The sequence below is a fragment of the Pseudomonas sp. IPO3774 genome (genome assembly GCF_013386835.1).
Lineage (GTDB): Bacteria > Pseudomonadota > Gammaproteobacteria > Pseudomonadales > Pseudomonadaceae > Aquipseudomonas.
In genome coordinates, this window is sequence record NZ_JACAQY010000034.1 from 318,044 (window position 1) to 339,207 (window position 21,164).

Annotated in this window: 21 protein-coding genes; 9 read left to right on the plus strand and 12 right to left on the minus strand. The window is 62.1% G+C overall.

The window, feature by feature from the left end:
• Positions 1-97: 97 nt before the first annotated feature.
• Together speA and HYE77_RS19535 are read left to right on the plus strand one after the other, a co-directional pair.
• Positions 98-2,011 (plus strand): arginine decarboxylase, encoded by a 1,914-nt coding sequence (speA, locus tag HYE77_RS19530; protein ID WP_003217295.1) that lies wholly within the window; start codon positions 98-100, stop codon positions 2,009-2,011.
• A 180-nt stretch (positions 2,012-2,191) separates the two neighbouring features.
• The gene (locus HYE77_RS19535; protein WP_134325668.1) at positions 2,192-3,055 is read left to right on the plus strand and encodes an alpha/beta hydrolase; all 864 of its coding nucleotides are present in this window, start codon (positions 2,192-2,194) and stop codon (positions 3,053-3,055) included.
• Here HYE77_RS19535 and HYE77_RS19540 read toward each other — a convergent pair.
• From HYE77_RS19540 to HYE77_RS19550, 3 genes are all read right to left on the minus strand, one after another.
• Positions 3,039-4,385 (minus strand): MATE family efflux transporter, encoded by a 1,347-nt coding sequence (locus HYE77_RS19540; RefSeq protein WP_003217292.1) that lies wholly within the window; start codon positions 4,383-4,385, stop codon positions 3,039-3,041. The two genes, HYE77_RS19535 and HYE77_RS19540, sit on opposite strands and share 17 nt — an antisense overlap.
• 164 nt (positions 4,386-4,549) lie before the next feature.
• A complete protein-coding gene (locus HYE77_RS19545; RefSeq protein ID WP_023659366.1) occupies positions 4,550-4,852 on the minus strand; it encodes a DUF6124 family protein in 303 nt (100 codons plus the stop codon).
• Between the two features lie 294 nt (positions 4,853-5,146).
• Entirely contained in the window at positions 5,147-5,437 is a 291-nt protein-coding gene (locus HYE77_RS19550; RefSeq protein WP_003212934.1) for a hypothetical protein, read from the minus strand.
• Between the two features lie 162 nt (positions 5,438-5,599).
• Between HYE77_RS19550 and HYE77_RS19555 the strand changes: the two genes are divergently transcribed.
• The 5 genes from HYE77_RS19555 (at position 5,600) to HYE77_RS19575 (ending at position 10,023) form a co-directional block, all read left to right on the plus strand.
• Positions 5,600-5,905, plus strand: a complete 306-nt coding sequence (locus tag HYE77_RS19555) for a MazG-like family protein (protein WP_017478435.1) — start codon at positions 5,600-5,602, stop codon at positions 5,903-5,905.
• Positions 5,902-6,651: a methyltransferase domain-containing protein gene (locus HYE77_RS19560; protein WP_076017967.1), complete on the plus strand. Its 750-nt coding sequence runs from the start codon at positions 5,902-5,904 to the stop codon at positions 6,649-6,651. The genes HYE77_RS19555 and HYE77_RS19560 overlap by 4 nt, the downstream gene beginning before the upstream one ends.
• 24 nt (positions 6,652-6,675) lie before the next feature.
• The gene (locus HYE77_RS19565; RefSeq protein WP_008439011.1) at positions 6,676-7,281 is read left to right on the plus strand and encodes a DUF4136 domain-containing protein; all 606 of its coding nucleotides are present in this window, start codon (positions 6,676-6,678) and stop codon (positions 7,279-7,281) included.
• A 45-nt stretch (positions 7,282-7,326) separates the two neighbouring features.
• On the plus strand, positions 7,327-7,884 hold the full coding sequence (locus tag HYE77_RS19570) for a DUF4136 domain-containing protein (protein WP_003212927.1): 558 nt from the start codon (positions 7,327-7,329) through the stop codon (positions 7,882-7,884).
• Positions 7,885-8,013: 129 nt separating this feature from the next.
• Positions 8,014-10,023, plus strand: coding sequence for a pilus assembly protein TadG-related protein (locus HYE77_RS19575; RefSeq protein WP_256347371.1), 2,010 nt, complete (start codon positions 8,014-8,016; stop codon positions 10,021-10,023).
• Here the strand turns inward: HYE77_RS19575 and HYE77_RS19580 are convergent.
• Both HYE77_RS19580 and HYE77_RS19585 read right to left on the minus strand, forming a co-directional pair.
• Entirely contained in the window at positions 10,020-12,770 is a 2,751-nt protein-coding gene (locus HYE77_RS19580) for a PAS domain-containing sensor histidine kinase (RefSeq protein ID WP_177069147.1), read from the minus strand. The genes HYE77_RS19575 and HYE77_RS19580 overlap by 4 nt on opposite strands.
• Positions 12,767-13,207 carry a TadE/TadG family type IV pilus assembly protein gene (locus tag HYE77_RS19585; RefSeq protein ID WP_003212919.1) on the minus strand — a complete coding sequence of 147 codons (441 nt, stop codon included), beginning with the start codon at positions 13,205-13,207 and terminating at the stop codon, positions 12,767-12,769. Before HYE77_RS19585 ends, HYE77_RS19580 begins: the two co-directional genes overlap by 4 nt.
• 71 nt (positions 13,208-13,278) lie before the next feature.
• Here HYE77_RS19585 and HYE77_RS19590 point away from each other — a divergent pair, with 71 nt between their 5' ends.
• Positions 13,279-13,764: a prepilin peptidase gene (locus HYE77_RS19590; RefSeq protein ID WP_177069148.1), complete on the plus strand. Its 486-nt coding sequence runs from the start codon at positions 13,279-13,281 to the stop codon at positions 13,762-13,764.
• Between the two features lie 114 nt (positions 13,765-13,878).
• The gene (locus HYE77_RS19595; protein ID WP_003212915.1) at positions 13,879-14,667 is read left to right on the plus strand and encodes a response regulator transcription factor; all 789 of its coding nucleotides are present in this window, start codon (positions 13,879-13,881) and stop codon (positions 14,665-14,667) included.
• Here the strand turns inward: HYE77_RS19595 and HYE77_RS19600 are convergent.
• The 7 genes from HYE77_RS19600 to HYE77_RS19630 are packed head-to-tail and all read right to left on the minus strand — an operon-like array spanning position 14,664 to position 21,153.
• Positions 14,664-14,936, minus strand: coding sequence for a DUF3613 domain-containing protein (locus HYE77_RS19600; RefSeq protein WP_008439006.1), 273 nt, complete (start codon positions 14,934-14,936; stop codon positions 14,664-14,666). The genes HYE77_RS19595 and HYE77_RS19600 overlap by 4 nt on opposite strands.
• Positions 14,937-14,958: 22 nt before the next feature.
• A complete protein-coding gene (locus HYE77_RS19605; RefSeq protein ID WP_177069149.1) occupies positions 14,959-15,681 on the minus strand; it encodes a tetratricopeptide repeat protein in 723 nt (240 codons plus the stop codon).
• Between the two features lie 11 nt (positions 15,682-15,692).
• Entirely contained in the window at positions 15,693-16,577 is an 885-nt protein-coding gene (locus tag HYE77_RS19610; RefSeq protein WP_003212910.1) for a type II secretion system F family protein, read from the minus strand.
• Position 16,578: 1 nt separating this feature from the next.
• Positions 16,579-17,463: a type II secretion system F family protein gene (locus HYE77_RS19615; RefSeq protein ID WP_003212908.1), complete on the minus strand. Its 885-nt coding sequence runs from the start codon at positions 17,461-17,463 to the stop codon at positions 16,579-16,581.
• Between the two features lie 11 nt (positions 17,464-17,474).
• Positions 17,475-18,746: a CpaF family protein gene (locus HYE77_RS19620; protein WP_008438997.1), complete on the minus strand. Its 1,272-nt coding sequence runs from the start codon at positions 18,744-18,746 to the stop codon at positions 17,475-17,477.
• Positions 18,743-19,933, minus strand: coding sequence for a pilus assembly protein (locus HYE77_RS19625; protein ID WP_177008345.1), 1,191 nt, complete (start codon positions 19,931-19,933; stop codon positions 18,743-18,745). Before HYE77_RS19625 ends, HYE77_RS19620 begins: the two co-directional genes overlap by 4 nt.
• Positions 19,930-21,153, minus strand: coding sequence for a type II and III secretion system protein family protein (locus tag HYE77_RS19630; protein ID WP_008438995.1), 1,224 nt, complete (start codon positions 21,151-21,153; stop codon positions 19,930-19,932). The genes HYE77_RS19625 and HYE77_RS19630 overlap by 4 nt, the downstream gene beginning before the upstream one ends.
• Between the last annotated feature and the right edge of the window lie 11 nt (positions 21,154-21,164).

Consider the following 21,164-nt stretch of genomic DNA (forward strand, 5'->3'; position numbering starts at 1 on the left):
CTACCCCTCTCACAGGCAAATCGTCATTTTCATTCTTTAGACTGCGCCAGCCTCTGATCAGGCCGGTGCACTTCGACTTCATTTATAGGGGACTTCGATGTCCGTACGACGCACACGCAAAGACGATGGCAGCCAATGGACAGTTGCGGACAGCCGCAGTGTTTACGGGATTCGCCATTGGGGGGCCGGGTATTTCGCGATCAATGATGCCGGTCGCGTTGAAGTCCGTCCGAACGGCCCGAACAGCACGCCTGTGGACCTGTACGAGCAAGTCGACGAGCTGCGCAAAAGCGGCCTGTCCCTGCCGTTGCTGGTGCGCTTCCCCGACATCCTGCAAGACCGCGTGCGCCAGCTGACCGGCGCGTTCGACTCCAATATCGAGCGCCTGGAATACCAGAGCAAATACACCGCGCTGTACCCGATCAAGGTGAACCAGCAGGAAGCGGTGATCGAGAACATCATCGCCACCCAGGACGTGTCCATTGGCCTGGAAGCCGGCTCCAAGCCCGAGCTGCTGGCCGTGCTGGCCCTGGCCCCGAAAGGCGGCACCATCGTCTGCAACGGTTACAAGGACCGTGAGTTCATCCGCCTCGCGCTGATGGGCCAGAAGCTGGGCCACAACGTGTTCATCGTGATCGAGAAAGAATCCGAAGTCGGCCTGGTGATCGAAGAAGCCGCCAACCTCAAGGTCAAGCCACAGGTGGGCCTGCGGGTGCGCCTGTCGTCCCTGGCGTCGAGCAAGTGGGCAGACACCGGTGGCGAGAAATCCAAATTCGGTCTGTCGGCGGCGCAATTGTTGTCGGTGGTCGAGCGCTTCCGCGCGGCGGGCCTGGACCAGGGCATCCGCCTGCTGCACTTCCACATGGGTTCGCAGATCGCCAACCTGGCCGACTACCAGCACGGGTTCAAGGAAGCCATTCGTTACTACGGCGAACTGCGCAACCTCGGCCTGCCGGTAGACCACATCGACGTGGGCGGCGGCCTGGGCGTGGACTACGACGGTACCCACTCGCGTAACGCCAGCTCGATCAACTACGACATGGACGACTACGCCGGCGTGGTCGTGGGCATGCTCAAGGAATTCTGCGACGCGCAGAGCCTGCCGCACCCGAACATCTTCTCCGAGAGCGGCCGTTCCCTGACCGCCCACCACGCCATGCTGGTGGTGCAAGTCACCGACGTCGAGAAGCACAACGACGACGTGCCGCTGATCGAAAACAAGGAAAGCCTGCCGGAAACCGTGCAATGGCTGGTGGACCTGCTGGGCCCGACCGACATTGAAATGGTCACCGAAACCTACTGGCGCGCCACTCACTACATGAGCGACGTGGCAACCCAGTACGCCGACGGCAAGATCACCCTGGCCGAGAAGGCCCTGGCTGAACAATGCTACTTCGCCGTCTGCCGCCGCCTGCACGACTCGCTGAAAGCCCGCCAGCGTTCCCACCGCCAGGTGCTGGACGAACTCAACGACAAGCTGGCCGACAAATACATCTGCAACTTCTCGGTCTTCCAGAGCCTGCCGGACACCTGGGCGATCGGCCAGGTGCTGCCGATATTGCCGCTGCATCGCCTCGACGAAGAGCCGCTGCGCCGTGCGGTGCTGCAGGATTTGACCTGCGACTCCGACGGCAAGATCAAGCAATACGTCGACGAGCAGAGCATCGAGACCAGCTTGCCGGTGCACGCTGTGAAAGAAGGCGAGGACTACCTGCTGGGGATCTTCCTGGTGGGTGCCTACCAGGAAATTCTCGGCGACATGCACAACCTGTTCGGTGACACCGACTCGGTGAACATCTACCAGCGTGACGACGGTTCGGTGTACAGCGCCGGGATCGAGACCCACGACACCATCGAAGACATGCTGCGCTACGTGCACTTGTCGCCGGAGGAGTTGATGACTCATTACCGTGACAAGTGCGCCAGCGCGAAGATCACGGCGGCGGAGCGGACTCAGTTCCTGGATGCGTTGCGTCTTGGTTTGACGCGTTCGTCGTACCTGTCCTCTTAAGCACACCGCTTCCAGGCTGACAAAGATCTCAATGTGACAGAGATCCAGTGTGGGAGCGGGCTTGCTCGCGAAGGCGGTGTGTCAGTCGATACATGTGCAGACTGATACACCGCCTTCGCGAGCAAGCCCGCTCCCACACTGGATCGCCGCAAGTCCTGCAGTTTTTATAGGGCCTGAATAATGTCGAAAAAGCTCCTGCAAGTGTTCACCCTGGCCATCGCGACGCTGCTCGCAGCCTGCTCCCCGATCAAAGTGCTCAACGCACTCACCCCCACCAGCACCTTCACCAAAACCTCCTCCCTCGCCTACGGCGATGACCCCCGCCAGAAACTCGATATCTACCGCCCCGTCACCGCCTTGCCCGACGCGCCCGTCGTGGTGTTTTTCTATGGCGGCAGCTGGAACAGCGGCTCCAAGGATGACTACGGTTTCGTCGGCGAAGCCCTGGCCTCGCGCGGCATCGTGGTGGTGATCGCCGACTACCGGCTTTACCCGCAAGTGCGCTACCCACTGTTTTTGCAGGACGGCGCCCAAGCAGTCGCGTGGGCGTATCAGCACAGTGCCGAATACGGCGGCGATCCCCGCAAGCTGTATGTGATGGGCCACAGTTCCGGTGCGTACAACGCCGCAATGCTGGCGCTGGACCCGCAGTGGCTGGCCGGGGTTGGCCTGTCGCCGTCAGTCTTCAAGGGATGGATCGGCCTCGCCGGGCCGTATGACTTTCTGCCGATTGAAAACCGCGATGTGCGCCCGGTGTTCTTCTACCCGGACTCGCCGCCCGATTCCCAACCCATCAACCACGTGAGCCAAAGCGCACCCCCCAGCCTGTTGATTGCTTCGGTGGACGACAACCTGGTCAACCCCAAGCGCAACACCGGCGGGTTGGCGAAAAAGCTGCGAGCGGCGGGTGTGCCGGTGGAGGAGTTCTACTTCACCAAGACCAGCCACGCCACATTGGTGGCGTCGATGTCCCGGCCGCTGCGCTGGCTGGCGCCCGTGCTGGACCGGGTCACGGCGTTTATCACGTTCACGCCGGGCCAGTAAGCCAGCGGTCCTGCTTGTTCAGGCGCCAGGCAATTGCCCACAGCGTCAGGCTGCGCAGGGCCATGAACAGCAGGAAGGTTATCCACAATCCGTGGTTGCCAAGGCCCTGCAAGGCCCAGGCGAAGGGCAGCACAATCACCACCGTCAGCAGCATGCCGTTGCGCATTTCCCGGGCGCGGGTGGCGCCGATGAACAGGCCGTCCAGCAGGTAGCTCCACACGGCGATCAACGGCAGTACGGCGAGGTAGGGCAGGTAGATGTCGGCGGTTTCGCGCACGCTCGGGATGTCGGTTTGCATGGCGATAAACAGGTGGCCGAACACGGCGAACAGGATCGCGAAGCCGATACTCGCCAGCAACGACCAACCACAGGCCACCACCAGCGAGCGGCGCAAGGCCTGGCGGTCGTGGGCGCCGATGGCGTGGCCGCACAAGGCTTCCACGGCGTGGGCCAGTCCGTCCAGGGCGTGGGCCGTCAGCAACAGACCATTGAGCAGCAGCGCATTCGCCGCCACCGTGGCATCCCCCAAGCGAGCGCCTTGTACGGTGATCATGAAAAACACCGATTGCAGGGCCAGGCTGCGGATGAAGATATCGCGGTTCACCGCCAGCAGTGGGCGCCAGCTTTGCCACAGCTTGAGCGCGGCCCAGGCGATATGGCCAGGGTAGGCGCGCAGGGCTTTTTGGGTGAGGGCCAGGCCGAGGAGGGCGCCGGTCCATTCGGCGATCACCGAGGCGCGGGCCGAGCCGACCACACCCCAATCCAGACCCAGCACGAACCACAGGTTGAGCGCGATGTTCACGAGGTTGGTGGTCAGCAGAATCGCCAGCGGCGCGCGGGCGTTCTGGGTGCCAAGGAACCAGCCCACCAGCGCATAGCTGGCCAGCGCTGCGGGCAGGCCGAAGAGCCGGGTGTGGAAGAATTCGCGGGTCAGCTGGTTCAGTTCGGGCGAGGGCTGCATCCAGTCCAGCACCAGGCCGCTTAACGGAATGCCGATGCTGCCGAGCACTATGGCCAGGCCCAGCGCCAGCAACAGCCCCTGCAACAGAATCTGCCGCAGCGCGGCCCCGTCACCGCGCCCGGCGGCCTGGGCGGCAAAGCCGGTGGAGCCCATGCGCAGGAAACCCATGGCCCAGGCGAGGAAGGTGTACAGGCTGGCGCCAACGGCCACGGCGCCGAGTTGGTGGGCGTGGGGCAGGTGGCCGATGACCATGCTGTCCACCAGCGCTACCAGTGGTACGGAGATGTTCGACAGGATCATCGGCGCGGCGAGGGCCCACACGCGGCGGTGGGTGGGGCGGTCGCGCCAGTCGGTTAGCAGGGAAGTCATGCGGGCTCCTTTGGGGAGCGGTAGTGTAACTGTCCATTAGCTGCGCCGCAGGGCCAATGTGGGAGCGGGCTTGCTCGCGAAAGCGGTGTGTCAGTCGCCGGATGTATTGGCTGATCCACCGCTTTCGCGAGCAAGCCCGCTCCCACATTTTTGAACGCGTAGTGTCAGGTTTTGCGCGGGTGCAGGCATTCGATGGAGCGGTCGACGGTGGTCTTGGCAATTTCCAGCAAGTGCCAAACCGCCAGGATCTTCGCGCGCTGCGGGCTTTCCAGCAGCTCGCCGCAATCAAGCGCAGTCGCCGAGGCGCTGCTGAGCAGGCTGGCGGTGTAGAGCAGGGAATCTTCGAAGCTCAGGTCTTCGTTGATGGTGTGGAAGCCTTGGGATGGCAGGTAATGTTCGAGGGCGCGATTGAAGGCGGCGCGGTCGTTGAGGAGGTCGCTGGGTGGATCGGGGACGAGCTTATGCATGGTGTAACTCCACTAGAAGGTAAGGAGCTGACACCCGCGCGACTAAACGAGGGTGGCGGCTGTACGCAGGTTAGTCGACCGGCTAGTGGAACCCGGCGCACCCGAAGGTGCCCTGCGCACAGCCGCCATGAAGCATGGCGACAACTTGCGCTCACTAATTCCGGGCGACTAAACCCGATCACTGATATGCAGTGAAGGGCCGAAGACTAGCCACCCATCCCAACAGGCACAAGGCCGAAAGATTGTCTCGGAAACGTCCCTCAAATTAAAGGGATTTACCCTGCTGGCCCTTTATTAATGCACCACCCAACTGAGCACCCACAGCCCGAGCATCAACCAGATAATCCCCATGATGATCGAAGCCCGCATAAACGCGCGCACCGCCGAGTACAACAGCATCAAGCCGATAATCAGCATGAGGATGCTGATGATCGAGGTGTCCATCCCCAAGGATCTGGACAGCCCGTCGACAAAGTCGCCGCCCGCGTGGGACAGGGTATTGAACAGCCCGCTGAACAACTCGACGATAAAGTGGATGATCTGGCCGATCTTGAGACCCAGCCATCCGAAAAAGTCTGTTTGCATGTGTGTGTCCTGATAAGACGGTGGGCGTAGCTGCCGAACCTGAGCCTTTGTTCGTTATTGGCCCAAGCTAGTTCCCTTCTAGCATAGAGGTTTACGGGCCGCAGGGATTCACTTGCCTTCGCGCGGCTTGCGCCCGAAGCTATACACCTTCAGGAGCCCCCCATGAACCTCGATCACCTCACCGAACGCCTGCACCGCATCCGCGATACCAACGACTGGAAGCAGTTCCACAGCCCCAAGAACCTGGCGATGGCTGCCAGCGTTGAAATGGCCGAGCTGGTGGAGATATTCCAGTGGTTGAGCGAAGACCAGTCGCGCCAGTTGCCCGCCGACAAACTCGCCCATGCCGGCCAGGAAGTCGGTGACATCGTGCTGTACCTGCTGCTGTTGTGCAGTGAATTGGGGTTGGACATGGATCAGGTGGTACAGGCCAAGCTGGCCGACAGCGAACGGCGGTTTGCCAAATGAGCGACCGTCATTTCGACCAGTTGGCCACCCGCTTTGCCGAGAAGATCTACGGCGGTGCCAAGGGCGCGATTCGCCTGGCGGTGCTGCAAGCCGATTTGATCGAAGCGCTGCCGGACCGCCCGTTGCGGGTACTGGATATCGGCGCGGGGCTGGGCCATATGTCGCTGTGGCTGGCCGAGCGCGGCCATGATGTAACCCTGGCCGAACCCGCCGAGCCGATGCTTGAGGGCGCTCGCCAGCGTTTCGCCGAAGCCGGGCAGACCGCCACCTTCATTCAGGCACCCTGGCAGGACCTGCTGGGCCAGCTCACCGAACCCTATGACCTGGTGCTGTGCCACGCCGTGCTGGAATGGCTGGCCGAACCCCATGCGATCCTGCCGGTGCTGCACCAGTTGACCGCGCCCGGTGGCTGGCTGTCGCTGGCTTTCTATAACCGCGACGCCTTGATTTACCGCAACCTGCTCAAAGGCCACTTCCGCAAAATGCGCAAGAACGACATGGCCGGCGAAAAGCAGAGCCTCACGCCGCAACAACCCCTGGACCCACGGGAGTTGGCGACGCAACTAGAGGGCCTGTGGCAGGTCGAAACCCAAAGTGGCGTGCGGGTGTTCCACGACTATATGCCGGTGGAATTCCAGGCCCGCGCCGAGTTGCAGGATTTGTTGGAGATGGAGCTCGCACACCGTCGTCACCCAAGCTTTGCCGGACTTGGGCGTTATTTGCACTGGATCTGCCGTCCGGTTTAAGCGGCCCAGTCTGCGGAGGTCGAAATGAAGCGCTGTCTTGGACTGATCCTGCTGGGCCTGGGCCTGGCGGGTTGCCAAAGCCCCAACCCGTATGTGGCGGCGTCTGCCCCGATGCCGCCGGCGCCTGCCCAGGCGGCCAACACCTTTGATGCCAGCGCCTACCCGGCGCCGGTGCGCGACTACGGCGCCTACCGCAGTTGGGCCTGGCTCAACAACCAGCTGCCGGCAGGCTCGGCCTGGGCGGATTCGGCGCAGATTGCCGAGGCGGTCAGCGGCGCCCTCGACCAGCGCGGCCTGCGCCCCTTGCATGACAACCGCGCCCCCGACCTGCTGGTAAGCGCCGACGTGCGCCTGGAAAAACGCCTGCGCCAGGTCCAGGACGACTATGGCTACGGTTACGGCGGCTATAACCGCTACGGCAACGGCTACGGCATGTACAACACGGTGCCGGTGGTACGCACTTATGAAGTGACGGTGGCCGTGGCGCGCATCAGCCTGTTCGACGCGCGCACCCGCCAGCCGGTATGGAGCACCAGCGCCGAAACCACGAGCCAGGGCAGCCTCAGCGAGCGCGCCGACTCGCTGCGTGAGGCGATGCAAAAGGCAATGACTGCCTACCCACCCAGTTAGCAGCTATTCTCATCTCAGGCCCGGATTGTCTTTTGGAGAAAAACCATGCTTCGTCGTATTGCTGCACTTGCTGTTGTTGTGTTGCTGGGCGGTTGCCAGACCAGCCAGGTCAACCATGATTTCGACGCCAGCCGGGACTTTGGCGCCTACCGCAGCTGGAGCTGGAAAGAACCCGCGCTGCAATACCGCCCGGATGACCCGCGGATCAAGAGTGACCTCACCGAACAACGCATCCGCCAGGCCGTGGGCGAGCAGCTCGACCAGCGTGGCCTGCGCCCTGCGGCGCCGGGCACCAAAGCTGACCTGAATGTACAGACCTACCTGATCGTCGAAGACCGCCAGCAACAAGTCACCACCAATTACGGCGGCGCCTGGGGCGGCCCGTGGAATGGTTACTGGGGCGCGCCGATGTATAACGAAACCCGCAACATCACCTACAAGGTCGCGACCATCCAGATTGACTTGCTCGACGGCAAGGATGGCAAGCTGGTGTGGCGTGGCAGCGATGAGCAGATCCTCGCCAGCTCGCCTGAACCCCAAGACCGCAGTGCCGCTATTCGTGCCACGGTGACCAAGGTGCTTTCCAACTACCCGCCGCATTGATCGCCTGATCAGCCCTCCGCCAGTCGTCGATCTATGGCGACTGGCCTGCAGCCCCCGCCGCTCTTGACTACACTCCCAAGCAACACAGGAGAGTAAGCGCTCGGCAGTGTGCCGGCAAAGGAGTGCTCGATGTCTCTTCGACTTCGTTCCGGTCGCCAGGGCGGGCCTGCAAGGCAACGCGGTGCGATTGGCCTGATGGCGGCCCTGACCCTGGGGATGGCCTTGCTATTCCTGTTGCTGGTCATCGACAGCAGCCGCCTGTACGTGGAAAAGCGCAAGTTGCAGTCCGTGGCCGATACGGCAGCCCTGGAAGCTGCCAATCGTGGCGGGCAATGCGCATCGAGCACCACGGCCAACGATTACGCCACGCAGAACGCCACGCGCAATGGCTTCACGATAGTCGCCAACACCCGGGCACTGGTGGTCACCTGCGGCACGTTGGTGACCAATGCCAGCAATCAGCGGGTCTTCAGCGCCAACGCCAGCCAAAACGATGCGATCCAGGTGGTGGCCTCCGAGACCGTGGCGACCAGCGTTGCCGGCGGCATATGGAATATGGTCAACGGTACCGCGGTGGCCGCACAGACGACGGTGAGTGCAGTGGCGGTCGCCGCATTGGGGCCACCGCTGGCGTCATTGACCATTCGCAGCACGGCGTTGGTGGTGGATACGAATAACGCGCCCCTGCTTAACGCGCTGACCGGCGGATTGTTGGGCGGCGCCGTGAACCTCTCGGTGGCGGGCTGGAACGGCCTGATCAACACCAACATTTCTTTGCTGAGTTACCTGAACCAACTGAAGCTCGACCTGGGGCTGACGGCCGGTGGTTATACACAGGTACTGGGCAACACCATCGCGGTTGGCCAACTGATTCAGTCGGCAATCAATGTGCTGGACCCCACGCATACATTGTCGGCCACCGCGACCATTGCCAGCCTGCAGGCCCTTAAAGTCGCAGCGGGGGCGACCACGGTGGTGCTGGGCAATGTGCTGTCGGTGGAGAGTGGTGCCAGCGTCGCCGCCCTGGCGGTCAACATGCGGGTGTTCGACCTGATTCAGGGGTTCGTGCAATTGGCCAACAAGCAAAACGGCCTGGTGGCCAGTTTTCCCATCAACTTGCCGGGGGTGGCGCAAATCACCGCCAGCGTCCAGGTGTTGCAGCCGCCACAACTATCGGCCATCGGTAACCCGGCGCTTGCCACGGCGCCCGGGCAGAATCCTATGACCGGCCCAAACCGGATTTACGTCCAGACGGCTCAGTTACGCACGAAGCTGTCGGTTAACCTGCCGATACTCAACACCGTCTCCACGCTGACGAACGCGGTGAACGGGTTGGCGAGCCCGTTGCTGGGCACCCTGGATGCGCTGCTCAGCCTGAACCTGGTCGGGGTGATCAATTCGTTGACCTGCGCGGTCTCGTGTACGTCGCCGGTGTTGCAAGTGCTGCCGCCGCCGGTGGGTATCGATATCGAGCTGGATGCGGCGAGTGCCGCCAGTTGGGTCACCGGTTACAGCTGCGCCAGCCCGACCAGTAAAACCCTGACCACGGCCACCAACACATCACTGGTCAATCTGCGGATGGGCCAGATTGCCAGCAGCAGCGTTTTCGGCACTGGCCCTACACCCCCTACGGTGGTGGTGACGCCGCTGAAGATCGTCGATATCGGTACGAAGACCTGCACGTTAATTGTGTTCTGCAATCCGGTGGTCACGGGCGTAGGCGGTGGTTTGGGATTGTCGGCCAATATTCAGGTAGGCGGTGCTTACAACATTCCCTACACCTACCAATCGCCGAATTTGCCGGAGATTTCCCAGCCGCCGTATTACTCCAGCTACAGCACGACCAATATCGTCAGCGGCCTGACCGATCCGGTGAACGGCGTGACGGCCGGGCTTAACCTGAATATGTACGGGCCTACCCCCGGCAACGCGAACGTGCTGGGCAACCTGATCGGTGGGCTAGGATCCGTGTTGAGTGGTGTGACCACGCTGCTGCTCAACGTGCTGAATGCCACGCTGATACCCTTGATCAATTCGTTGGTGAATACCCTGTTGCTGGGGCTGGGAGTCGACCTTAACCAGGTCGGCGTGGGCGCCAACCTCAGTTGCCACTCGGGTAATGCGTACCTGGTGATCTAAACCTCGCTCACCACCGGCAACTCCACACAAAACTTCGCCCCATGTTCACTGTTGGCGACGCTCAAGCGGCCGCCCATGTTCTCGACAATGCCGTAGCTCACTGATAACCCCAGGCCGGTGCCCACGCCAATTGGCTTGGTGGTGAAGAACGGTTCGAAAATCCGCTCCAGCAGCCGCGGGTCAATCCCGCCGCCGTTGTCCTCGACCCAGATGCGCACGTGACGGCTGTCGTGTTCGATCTGCACCGAGATCCACGGTTGCAGGTCGCGGTCGTGCTCGCGTTTGCTCAGCAGGGCATCGCGGGCGTTGACCATCAGGTTGATCAGCACCTGCTCCAGCTGGTCGACGTAGCCTTTGACCTGCACCGCAATGTCCGTCTGCGTCACCCGCAGTTCTATGCCTTTGCCACGCAGGCCTTCCGTGAGCAGCGACAAGGTGCCTTCCACCGCCTGCGCCGGGTTGAAGGGCTGTTGTTCGACTTCAGAGCGGCGGCCGAACACCCGCATGTGGTCTACCACGCGGGCTGCGCGCTGGACCTGGGAGTCGATACGCTGGAGTTTTTCCGTCAGGTAGTCGATTTGTGCATCACCGTTGCTCAAGCGCTTGAGCACGTTGACGATGGCCATGCGCATCACATTCAACGGCTGGTTGATCTCATGGGCCAGGCCGGTGGCCATTTCGCCGAGGGTGGCCATTTTGGCGCTTTGGGTCAGTTGCTGCTGGGAGCGGCGCACTTCGGTGTTGTCGCGGCCCACGGCCTGCACTTCCTGCAACTGGCCCTGTTCGTCGAACACGCCCCGGTCCGACCACACCCACCAGGCATGTGTGCGCCCCGGCAGTTGCAGGCTGATTTCGGCGGTGCTCACCGGGAATTCCGGGGTGAGCTGGCGGATGCGCAGTACAAACGCCTCGTGTTGTTCGTCCGACAACCATTGGCGGAGGTTCATGCCCGGCAGCTGTCCAGGCAGGCATTCCATGTAGTTGGCCAGGGGCGTGTTGCCGAAGGTCAGGGTCAGGTCCGGAAGGTAGCGGCAGATCATGGCCGGGGAGTCTTCCACGAGGATTCGATAGCGCTCCTCGCTTTCCTTGATCCGTTGCGCCGCCAGGGTCGTCTCGGTCACATCCAGCCACAGGCCCACGGCTTCCACGGGCAACCCGAGGTCGTCGCGCAGCAGCCGGGCTTCATCCAGCAGCCAGTGGTAATTGCCCTGTGTGTCGAGCACCCGGTAGCGACTGCGCACGCTGCCTTCGCGCAGCAGTTGGCGGGTACGGTCGAAGTAGAGGTCGCGGTCTTCGGGGTGGATCCACTGGTTCAGCGTCGCCGGGGTGAAATCGGCCAGGGTGCGGCCAAGCAGCGGCAGCAAACTGTCGCTGAAGAACACCGGTTGCAGCGTGCCCTCGACGTAGCGCTGCACATAGATCACAGCCGGGGAACTGGCGATCAGGTTATCCAGGCGTGCGTGGGCGGCGGCGGCCTGTTGCTCCTGGTTTTTTATGTCGCTGATGTCGAGCATGAAGCCCACCAGGCGGCGATGCTCACCCGAGCCCAACGCTTGCCCCTGCACGCGATACCAGATGGGGTTAAGCGCCGCGTCGGCACGTTGCAGGCGCACACTGGTGGACAGCGGTTTGCCCAGGGTCTTCAGGTCTTGCAGGCGGCTGGCGAGTTCTTCCCGGTCGGCAGGGTGAATCAGCTTGAGCCACATGGGTAGCGACAGCTGTGTGATCGCCTCGCCTTGGCTCAGGGTGTGCAGCAGCGGTGGGGCGAGTTCGAGGTCTTCAGTGTGTGGGGACAGCTCCCACCAGCCGGTGCCGAGCAATCCTTGCAGCGCGTCGAGGCGTTCCAGTTGCTGTTGATGGCGCAGTTCGCGCAGGCGGCCGAGCAGCGGTGCCGCGAGGGCGGCGGTCAGTTGCAACCAGTCACGGTCGCTGGTGTGTTCCTGGCGGTGATACACCCCGCACAGCAGCCATGCGCCCACGCCCAGTCCGTCGCGGTAGGGCACCAGAAAACCATCGGTATTGCCAAACAGGCCTTGCAGGCGTGGGTGTTCGCTGTGGCCACGGTTTACCTCCAGGCTCACTGGCGCCGTGCCGCCCAGGCTGTCGAGGCTGGAGCCCAGGGCTTGGCCGTTGCTCCAGAGTACCGGCGCATCGTGGGCGGTGTAACAGCCCTCGATGCACCACGCCTGGCCCTGCTCATCCAGCAAGGCGATGGCGACGCAGGGGATGTGCCAGTGCTGGGAAATAGCCTGCAGAGTGTCTTGCAGTACTTCGGGCAGGCGCACCAGGCTGCAGACCCGCAGTTGCTCGCTGATCTGGTCGCTCACCCGTTGATTGTGTTCGCGCACCTGGGTGAGTTGGCGATGGGCAATCAGGTCGCCAATGTCCAGCAATTGCAGGAGCCAGCCCTTGCCTTCGGGTTGAACCCAGCCACGGGTATGCAGGGTTTGCCCGGCGAGCCCCTTGAGCTCCAGGTCCAGGCTTTGCCCCTGCCAGTCGCTGGGCGTGCCCTCGATCACCAGGCGGCTCGCCGCAGTGAGGTAGTCGAGCAGCGAGGGTGCCTGTTGCTGTTGCGCAGCGGGGTGTTCGAGTCGATGGCGAAGCGGGCCATGGACATCCATTACGCGGCCCTGGGCGTCCAGGTAGAACAACAACGCGGCGGTTGCCGGGATCGCTGCCGGTGCGTCAGCAGGCAGCTGGTTGCCGCGTCCGAGCAGGCGGCCGAAGAGTCTATCGCCTGAGGTCAAAACTGCATGCTCGACTGGGCGGACAGCATGGGAGGCAGGGCGGGGACGGTACCGATGCCTGGCAGTACCAGGAACGGCAGCACACTTTGGAGGCTGGACGTCGGGTAGTTGATGTACACCGTCAACACGCCTGACGAGTTGTAGACGGCCGTCACGTACCCGGGAAGGAATTTGAACTGGGAGGGGATCCACGCCAGTTGTGCCTGCGCCGCACTGACGGCCTGCAGCGGCAGTGCCGTGACGTAGCCAGGCGTGGCGGGGTCCAGCGCGACGCTACGTCTTACGCCTTCGGCGGCGGCCTGGGTAAAGGACTGCATCAGCAATAACGGCAAGCTGTAGCTGACCAGGCCATAAAAAATGGCAAAAAAAATCATGAAGACCATCGCGAACTCCAGCGCGGCGGCACCTTTTTGCTTTTTAGCGAGGCCTTTTTTCATGACTCGTCTACCCTGACTACTACTACCTGATATCAGCATAGAATCATTCAGCAAAAAGGGATTTTTTTTACGTGATTCAAAGCCTCGTCCTGGTCGTTTGGCTCGCGCTGTGCGCTGTGCAAGATATCCGTCTACGTCAGGTCTCCAACCGTTTGACCCTCGGCGCAGCCTTGCTGGCGTTGGGTTACCTGTTCTGGAGCGGTACGACCTGGCTCGGTGCACCGGCTGTCGAGGGCGGTGTGGCCTTTGTCCTGGCGTTGTTGTTCACCCTGCCGGGGTACGCGCTGGGCCGCCTGGGCGCCGGTGACGTGAAGCTGATCGCGGCATTGGGGCTGGCAACCGACTACCTCTACGTACTGGGCACTTTTATCGGCGCCGGCCTCGCGAGCGCAGCCTGGCTGTTGCTGGCGCCCAGGGTGTGGCCGCTGATGAATCAAGGGCTTAGGAATACCTTGCAGTACCTTGATCCGGCAGATTCGGCCAGGCAGCCGTTCGTGCCTTTTTTACTGATTGGTTTTTGCCTGTCCTGGTTTTGGATCCCATTAGTCGCCACGTAGGGTAACGCTATGTACATAGTAGGAAAGTACGTCTACGTTTATGGGTAAGTTGTATGGGAAAAATGGTCGGAATGGATACATCGGTCCTTTTGCTTGCCAGGCATGGAGTAGCGCGTGAACAAGCTTACCTCTCAAGTGAAAGTGCTCGTGGTGGACGATCAGCCTTTGATCGTGGAAGAGCTTTGCGAATTTCTTGAAAGCAACGGTTACCGTTGCGTCCCTTGCGCATCCAGCCAGGAAGCCATCGAGCGTTTTCGCGACGATGCCGAGATCGGCCTGGTGCTGTGCGATCTGCATATGCCCGAGATGGATGGCATCGAACTGGTCCAGGCCCTGCAACACCTGGCCGGCAAGCAACGGGTCTTTGAGGCCATCATGCTGACCGGGCGTGCAGACAAGCAGGACGTGATCAAGGCCTTGCGCGCCGGGATTGCCGATTACTACCAGAAGCCGATCAATTTGGGCGAGCTGCTCGAAGGGTTGCAACGCCAGGTGGTCGCGCTGCAGGACCGACAGAAAGATCTCGACCTGGGGCACCTGAACCAGAAGCTGCAGTTTCTCTCGGCGTCCATCGATGACCTTTATCATGACCTCGACAAGGTGCGCAGCAGTCCGCAATCCGGCCTGTCGACTGAAGCCGAGGGTGAAGTCAGCGACACTGACCGGGTTGAAATACCGGCGATCTTCAATCAGTTGTCGCCCCGCCAACTGGATGTCGCAAGGCTGGTAGGCAAGGGCCAGACCAACTACCAGATTGCCTGTGAGCTGGGCATCACTGAAAACACCGTGAAACTCTACGTGTCCCAAGTGCTGCGCCTGACCCATATGCACAACCGAACCCAGTTGGCGCTGGCGTTATCGCCGAACAATTCTGCGGCGCGCCAGCGCGTCACTGCGCATTAGTTGTTGCTGCCTGGGGTGTTGCCGCCCAGTTTCTGGTCGTAGTACTCAGGAATAGGGTGTTTGTAACTGTCCAGCAGGCGTTGCATGGCCTGGTCGCGTTCAGCGGGCGTGGCCTTCTGCCGGATGGGAGATGCGCGTTCGCCACTGACCTGCAGTTGCAGCCAGCCTTCGGTCTGTTTTTGCTGTGGCGAAGAAGGCCCCGGCTCAATAGCCAGCACCGTCAGCGGCAGGCTGGCGAACAGCAGCGTGGCGAGCAGTGTGAATTTCATCGTGTGTACTCCCTTCAGAGACCTATTTGACCGGCGCTTGCAGCACGTCGCCTACGGTTGCGACCTGATCTTTTTGCGCTGTCGTCGTTGAGACGGGCGCCTTGAGTTGCTGCGCCCGGGCCTGGGCTTGCGTCACTTGTTCCGGGCTCAGGCCCATGCGGCTGGCCACTTGTGCGGCTTGTTCCCAGTTGTCCTGGTAGATCATCAGCGTCACCAGATTGATCGCCGCCAGTTGATCGCTCTGCTTGAGCTCCATGGCCGTCAGGAATTCGAAGCGTGCATCTTCCACGCGCCGTTGATTGAGGTACACCACGCCCAGGTCGTTGCGTATTTTCTCATCGGTGGGCGACATCCTGGCCGCGCGTTGCAAGTGCGCCATGGCCTGGCCGTTGTCTCCCCTGGCCGCTGCCAGCTGGCCGAGCCCGTGCTCGCCTTCGGCAGCCATGCAGGTACCGAGCAGGCTGCGGTACAACGGTTCGGCTTCGCTGCGGCCCAGCAGGCGGTACACCTTGGCCTGGCGCTGGCGCACCTGGGGCAGGTTGTCCGGCAGGTTTTGCAGGTTGGCCAGGCTGGCGTGCAGCTTGCCCTCGTTGGCCATGTCGTCGGCCAGGTTCAGCGATAACTCCTGATTGGAGTTGGGCTTGGCACAACTGCCCTGCGCGCTGAAACCCGCCCACGGCAGTTGCCCGTTACTGGCGCAACCACTTAACAACAACAGGCTGCAGGCGACCATCAATGTCTTCATTGCATGTCCTCTCAAGGCACGAAGGCTTTGGCGATGGCGATAAAGCCAGGGCCGGCCAATACGATCAGTAATGCGGGAAACAGGAACAGCATCATCACCACGGACATTTTGGCGGACATCTTGGAAATGTATTCCTGCAGGCGGGTCAGGCGCCGGTCATCCAGCAACTGCTTGAGCGATTGCAGCGACTTCATCGCCCCGCCGCCCTGATGCAGAAGCTGCTGGAGGATCAGGCACGTGTCGCTGAGTTCATCGACGTCCAGCATCTGGCTGGCCTTGTTCAATTCCTCCCCCAACTCCAGCCCGGAATCGACGCGTGCCAGCACCAGGCGCAGTTCGGCGGTCAGTACCGGCAGCAACTTTTGCGCGTCGTAGGCCATGACCCGCAGCGCCTGCTCCACGGCCATGCCTGACTCAAACAGAATGCGCACCAGGGGGATGAAGGTCGCTACTTCCCGGGAGATTTTCCCCTGGCGCCTTTTGGCGAGTGCCACCAGTATTCGCTTGGGCAGCAGGTAGCCGATGATCAGGCCCAGCAGGGAGATCACAAACTCATGCTCGGTGCCGGGAAAGAACAGCTCCAGTGTCATCGCGGTCAGCCCCAGCAAAACTATCGGTGAACCGATCTGGCAAGCGGCGAACATCGAGCGTTGGCTGGTTTTTCTCCAGCCCATGCGGTTGAGCAGGATTTGGGTTTCGTTATCGAGGCTGATGGTGCGCTGGCCGATCCGGGTGCTGCCCAACTGGTGCAACCACTCACTCATTTTGTCATTGCGGCCTGGCTCGCCCTGCAGCCGCTGGGCGACCACGCGTTGTTGACGACGACTGCTCAGGATATTCGCCAGCAGCAGTGATAATGCGGCAAGAAACAATACGGCACTGATCAGTATCGCCATCTCAGATACTCCGCAACATGCGCCACAGCGCCACGCATCCGATGACTTGCAAGGCGAACGCACCGAGCATCAGGCGTTGGCCGCTGTGGTCATCCCACATGGCCATCAGGTACGTCGGATTAACGAGCAGGAAGTAGCCCGCGACACTCACCGGCAGTACCGCCAGCACCAGCGCGGTCACCCGGGTTTCACCGGTCATGGCGCGTAATTGCCGTGCGCCCTGGTCGCGCTCGCGGATCATCTTGATCAGGTTTTCCAGCAGCTCACTGGCGTTGCCGCCGTAGCGGTGGTTGACCTTGAGGCCCAGGGCAAACAGGCGCAATTCATCCTGTTCATAAAACTCGGCATAGTCATGAGCGGCCTCCGGCAGGCTGACACCCAATTGCACATTGCGCTTGATACGGCCCATGGACTTTTTCAACGGGTCGTCACTGGCATCGATTCCGCTCAGGATGGCGTCCGCCAGGGTGCGTCCGGATTTCAGGCTGCGTACGGCGTGATCGAGCAATTGCGGGAGTTGTTCGATCATCCGGCGCAGCCGCCGCTGGTAGCGTACGGCGATGTACAGGCGCAGTGCCAAGGGCGGTGCCGCCACCATCACAAACAAGCCTATCCACTGGCCCACGAGCCCCCCCAGCAGGGCGCCAAAGGCCCATAGGGTCAGCCACAGGCCGAGGCGCTCGGTTGGCCGGCCGAGGCCTGCACGGATAAACGTGCGTTCCAGGCTGGTGGTCACCGCGTTGTCTTTCATGGCCTGGGGTTGCCCTTCGGCCAGGCGTTCCAATACCCGGTCGGTCTGGGCCTTGCGCAAACCGTTGCGCATCAGGCCTATCCCCAGCACCAGAAGGGCCACGGCGAGTAGGGCGAGCAGAATCGGACCGATCATCGGGTTGCCTCCTACACCGGCAGGTGACCTTCGTGACGCAACTTGTCACCGGCCGGGTTGACCGCTTCGCGCAGGAAGCCAAAGCCGGTGCGCTTGTCGTGGCGAAACAGGGTGTTGGTGACGTACACGTCCTCGCGGATGCCCACCACTTCCACCACTTCGCTGACACAGCGGCGGCCATCGGGCAGGCGCGTCAGCTGGATCACCACATCCAGCGCTGCGCAGATCATTTGCCGCAGGGTTTTTTCCGCGACGACCCGGCCGGTCAGGCCCACCAGGGTTTCCAGGCGCAGCAAGGCGTCCTGGGCGTTGTTGGCGTGCACGGTACTCATCGAGCCGTCGTGGCCGGTGTTCATGGCGGTCAACACATCGATGACCTCCACGCCCCGGATCTCGCCGAGGATGATCCGGTCGGGGCGCATCCGCAGGGCGTTGCGGATCAAGTCACTGGCCTTCACTTCCCCATGCCCCTCGGCATTGGGCGGGCGGGTTTCCAGGCGCACAACGTGGGGATGGCCCAGTTGCAACTCGGCCACGTCTTCGATGGTGACCAGGCGCTCGCGGGGGTTGATCAACTGGCTGAGAATGTTCAGCAGTGTGGTTTTACCGGTGCCGGTACCGCCGCTGATCAGGATGTTGCAGCGCTTGCCGACGGCTTCCTTGAAAAAATCGAAAATGGCCTGGTCGATGGTTTGCATGGCCACCAGGTCGCTGCTTTTAAGCATGTCCTTGCGAAACTTTCGAATCGACAGGCACGGCCCGTCCAGGGCAATCGGCGGAATGATCGCATTGACCCGGCTGCCATCGGGCAGGCGCGCATCGACCATCGGCGACGACTCATCCAGCCGGCGTCCCAGGGGGGCGAGGATGCGCTGCATGACCCGCTCGACATGGTGGTCGTCAATGAAGCGCAAGTCACTTTGTTGCAGCAGGCCATCGCGTTCGACGAATACCCGGTGCGGGCCGTTGACCAGGATCTCGGTGACGGTCGGGTCGCGCAGCAGCACTTCCAGCGGGCCGAAACCGGTCAGCTCATCGACGATCTCTTCGGCCAGGCGCTCCATCTCATAGCGGGAAATCGCCAGGTGCATACGTGTGATGTATTCGGCCACCTTGTCGATCACAAACTGCGCCAGGGACTGGCGTGTGCCTTCCAGCAGGTTTTTTCCCGAATCCTCGATGGCATCGATGATGTAGCGATGCAGCACCAGCTTCAGGCCGTCGTGATCAGTGTTGCCGACGTTGCCGCGCGGGGCGACGCCAAACAGCTTCTCGCCGTTCATTTGGTCCTCAGAAGGCGGTTGAGCCAATTGGTGGAGGGTTTTTCCAGGCCCTCGGAGCGTTTTGCCAGGCGCTCACCCAAGCCGCGCAACGTCTGTGTCAGGGCTTCCCGTGGGGCCAGGGCGAACAGGGTCTGGGCCTGGTTCTTGGCACTCAGGCGCACTTCCGGGCTCCAGGGCAGGACGGCGATTACTTCCAGCCCGAAGCTCTTGCCCAGTGCCTCCGAGTCCGGGGCGGCCCCCTTTAGGTAGCGGTCTACCAGCAGGCGGGCATGGTCGAGTTTCATGCCTTTTTCCCGCCACAGGTTGAGTACGGCCAGGTTGCGGCGGCAGTCGGGCACGCTTTGGTCGGTGCACCACAGCAGTTTGTCGCAATGGCTGACAAAGGTGCGCAAGGCTTCGCTGTCGGGTTGGCCGGTCAGGTTCACCACGATGTGCTGGAAGTGCTGGCGCAGGGCGCTGAGCAACATGTACAGCTCGGCCGCGCTGGTACGCTCCAGGGGCTCGTCGTTGTTGTGGTAGGCGAGGATGCGCAGACCGGCTTCGGCCGTGGTGAAGGCACTGTTGATCAGGGTTGAGTCCAGGCGCCGCAAGTGACGCAGCGCGTCGCCGAAATGAAAAGAACTCTCCAGCCCCAGCAGTGCGAGGCTGTCAGCGAGTGGCAGGCCCAGGTCGAGCAACAGCGTTTGCTGCCCGCTTTTTTGCACCACCAGCGCCAGGTGGCTGGCGATCAGCGCGCCGTCGGCATTGCCTTGGGTGCCGTAGAGCACGGTCAGCCCGCCTAGATGGGTATTCGGGGTGACCGCCGGCAAGCGTTTGCTCAGGCGCCGAACCAGGCCGGCAACCTCACTGGAGCGCGAGCCGTAGGCCACGAAATCCCGTGCGCCGGCGCGCATCGCGTTCAGTACAAGCTGGTTGTCCATGCCATCGCCCAAGGCCACGATGGCAAGCATCGGCTTGGCTTCCAGGGCACCTTCGATCAGGGCGCACTGGGTGGTGACGTGTTCCCGGTCCAGGCCGATGAACACCAGGTTGGCGAACGTCACGTCTACCAGTGCCAACAGTTCGTCGAGGCTGCCGGCACCGGCGCTGACCACTTGCCCCAGGGGCGCGAGTGCGCCCTGAAGCCATTCCAGATCCGTGGTGTTGCGGGTAATTGCCAAAAAGGTCTGGCTCAGGCTCTCACTCATTCGGACAGTCCACTGCGGCGGTCGAAATTGCCGTTTTCGAGGAAATACAGGCGGTACCAGTTAGGGTCGTAATTGCGCAGCTTTTCCCCTGGCAACGAAGGCAGTTGGGCGTTGGCCGCCAAGGGCTGCACGAGGTGCGGGGTGACGATCATCAGCAGCTCTTTTTCCTGGCGATTGATGCTGGAGTCGCGAAAGAATGCACCGAGGATCGGGATGTCACCCAGGCCCGGGAATTTGCTGACGCTGGAGGTGTTGTTGGTGCTGATCAGGCCGCTGATCACGAAGCTTTCGCCGTCGGCCAGGGAGATGCTGGTGTCGGTGCGCCGGATGGTCAGCGCCGGCACGGAGATGCCCTGGATGTTGACCGCGTTGGTGTAGTCCAGCTCACTGACCTCTGGCGCGACCTTCAGGGAAATCCGCCCATGGTCGATGACGGTCGGGGTCAGGGTCAGGCGAATACCGAACTCTTTGTATTCGATGGAGATGGTGTTGCTGCCGCTGCTGGGCACCGGGATCGGTACTTCACCACCGGCGAGGAAGGTCGCACTTTGGCCACTGAGCGCCACCAGGCTCGGCCGGGCCAGGGTGTAGGCAAAGCCGCTGCTTTCCAGGGCGTTGATCATGGCCGAGACACGGCCGCCGCCAAAGCCGATGTTGAAGGTGTCGTTGTTCACCGGGAGCCCACGGAATCCTGTGGCCGCCGCATTGGCAACATTGTTCGGGGCGCCGAACAGAAAGTTGCCGCCCCGGCCAAAGATCGAGGTACTGGCCTCCTTGAGTTTGGTGCGGCTCACTTCCACAAAGCGGATGTCGGTTTGCACCTGGCTGGGCAGGGTCGGGTCATCGGACGGCGACAGGGCCAGGCTGGTCAGGGCCGACGTGGCCTTGCCCTTGACGAACACCATGCTTTGGCGCGGGCTGCTGGAGCAGGCCGTCCAGACCATCAGGCTGGTGGTGCCCGAGGCGATGCCGGTGAGCAGGAACGCCTGGTTGCCGTTGACCTGCACATCGGCCACTTTCGGATCGCCAATCGCCAGCCGCGTAATCGGCACCGGCGACTGGATAGCCTGTTGAGCGCCTTCACCCACCTCCAGCACTGCCGGCAGCTGGCCCAGGCCCGTGCAGTTGCCGGGTGCTGCCAGTGCAACGCCGACAGGCAGGCTCAGGGTGAGAAGTGCCCAGAAAATTCGCGAAAAAGACCACACGAAACGACTGCTCATTCAAGGCATCC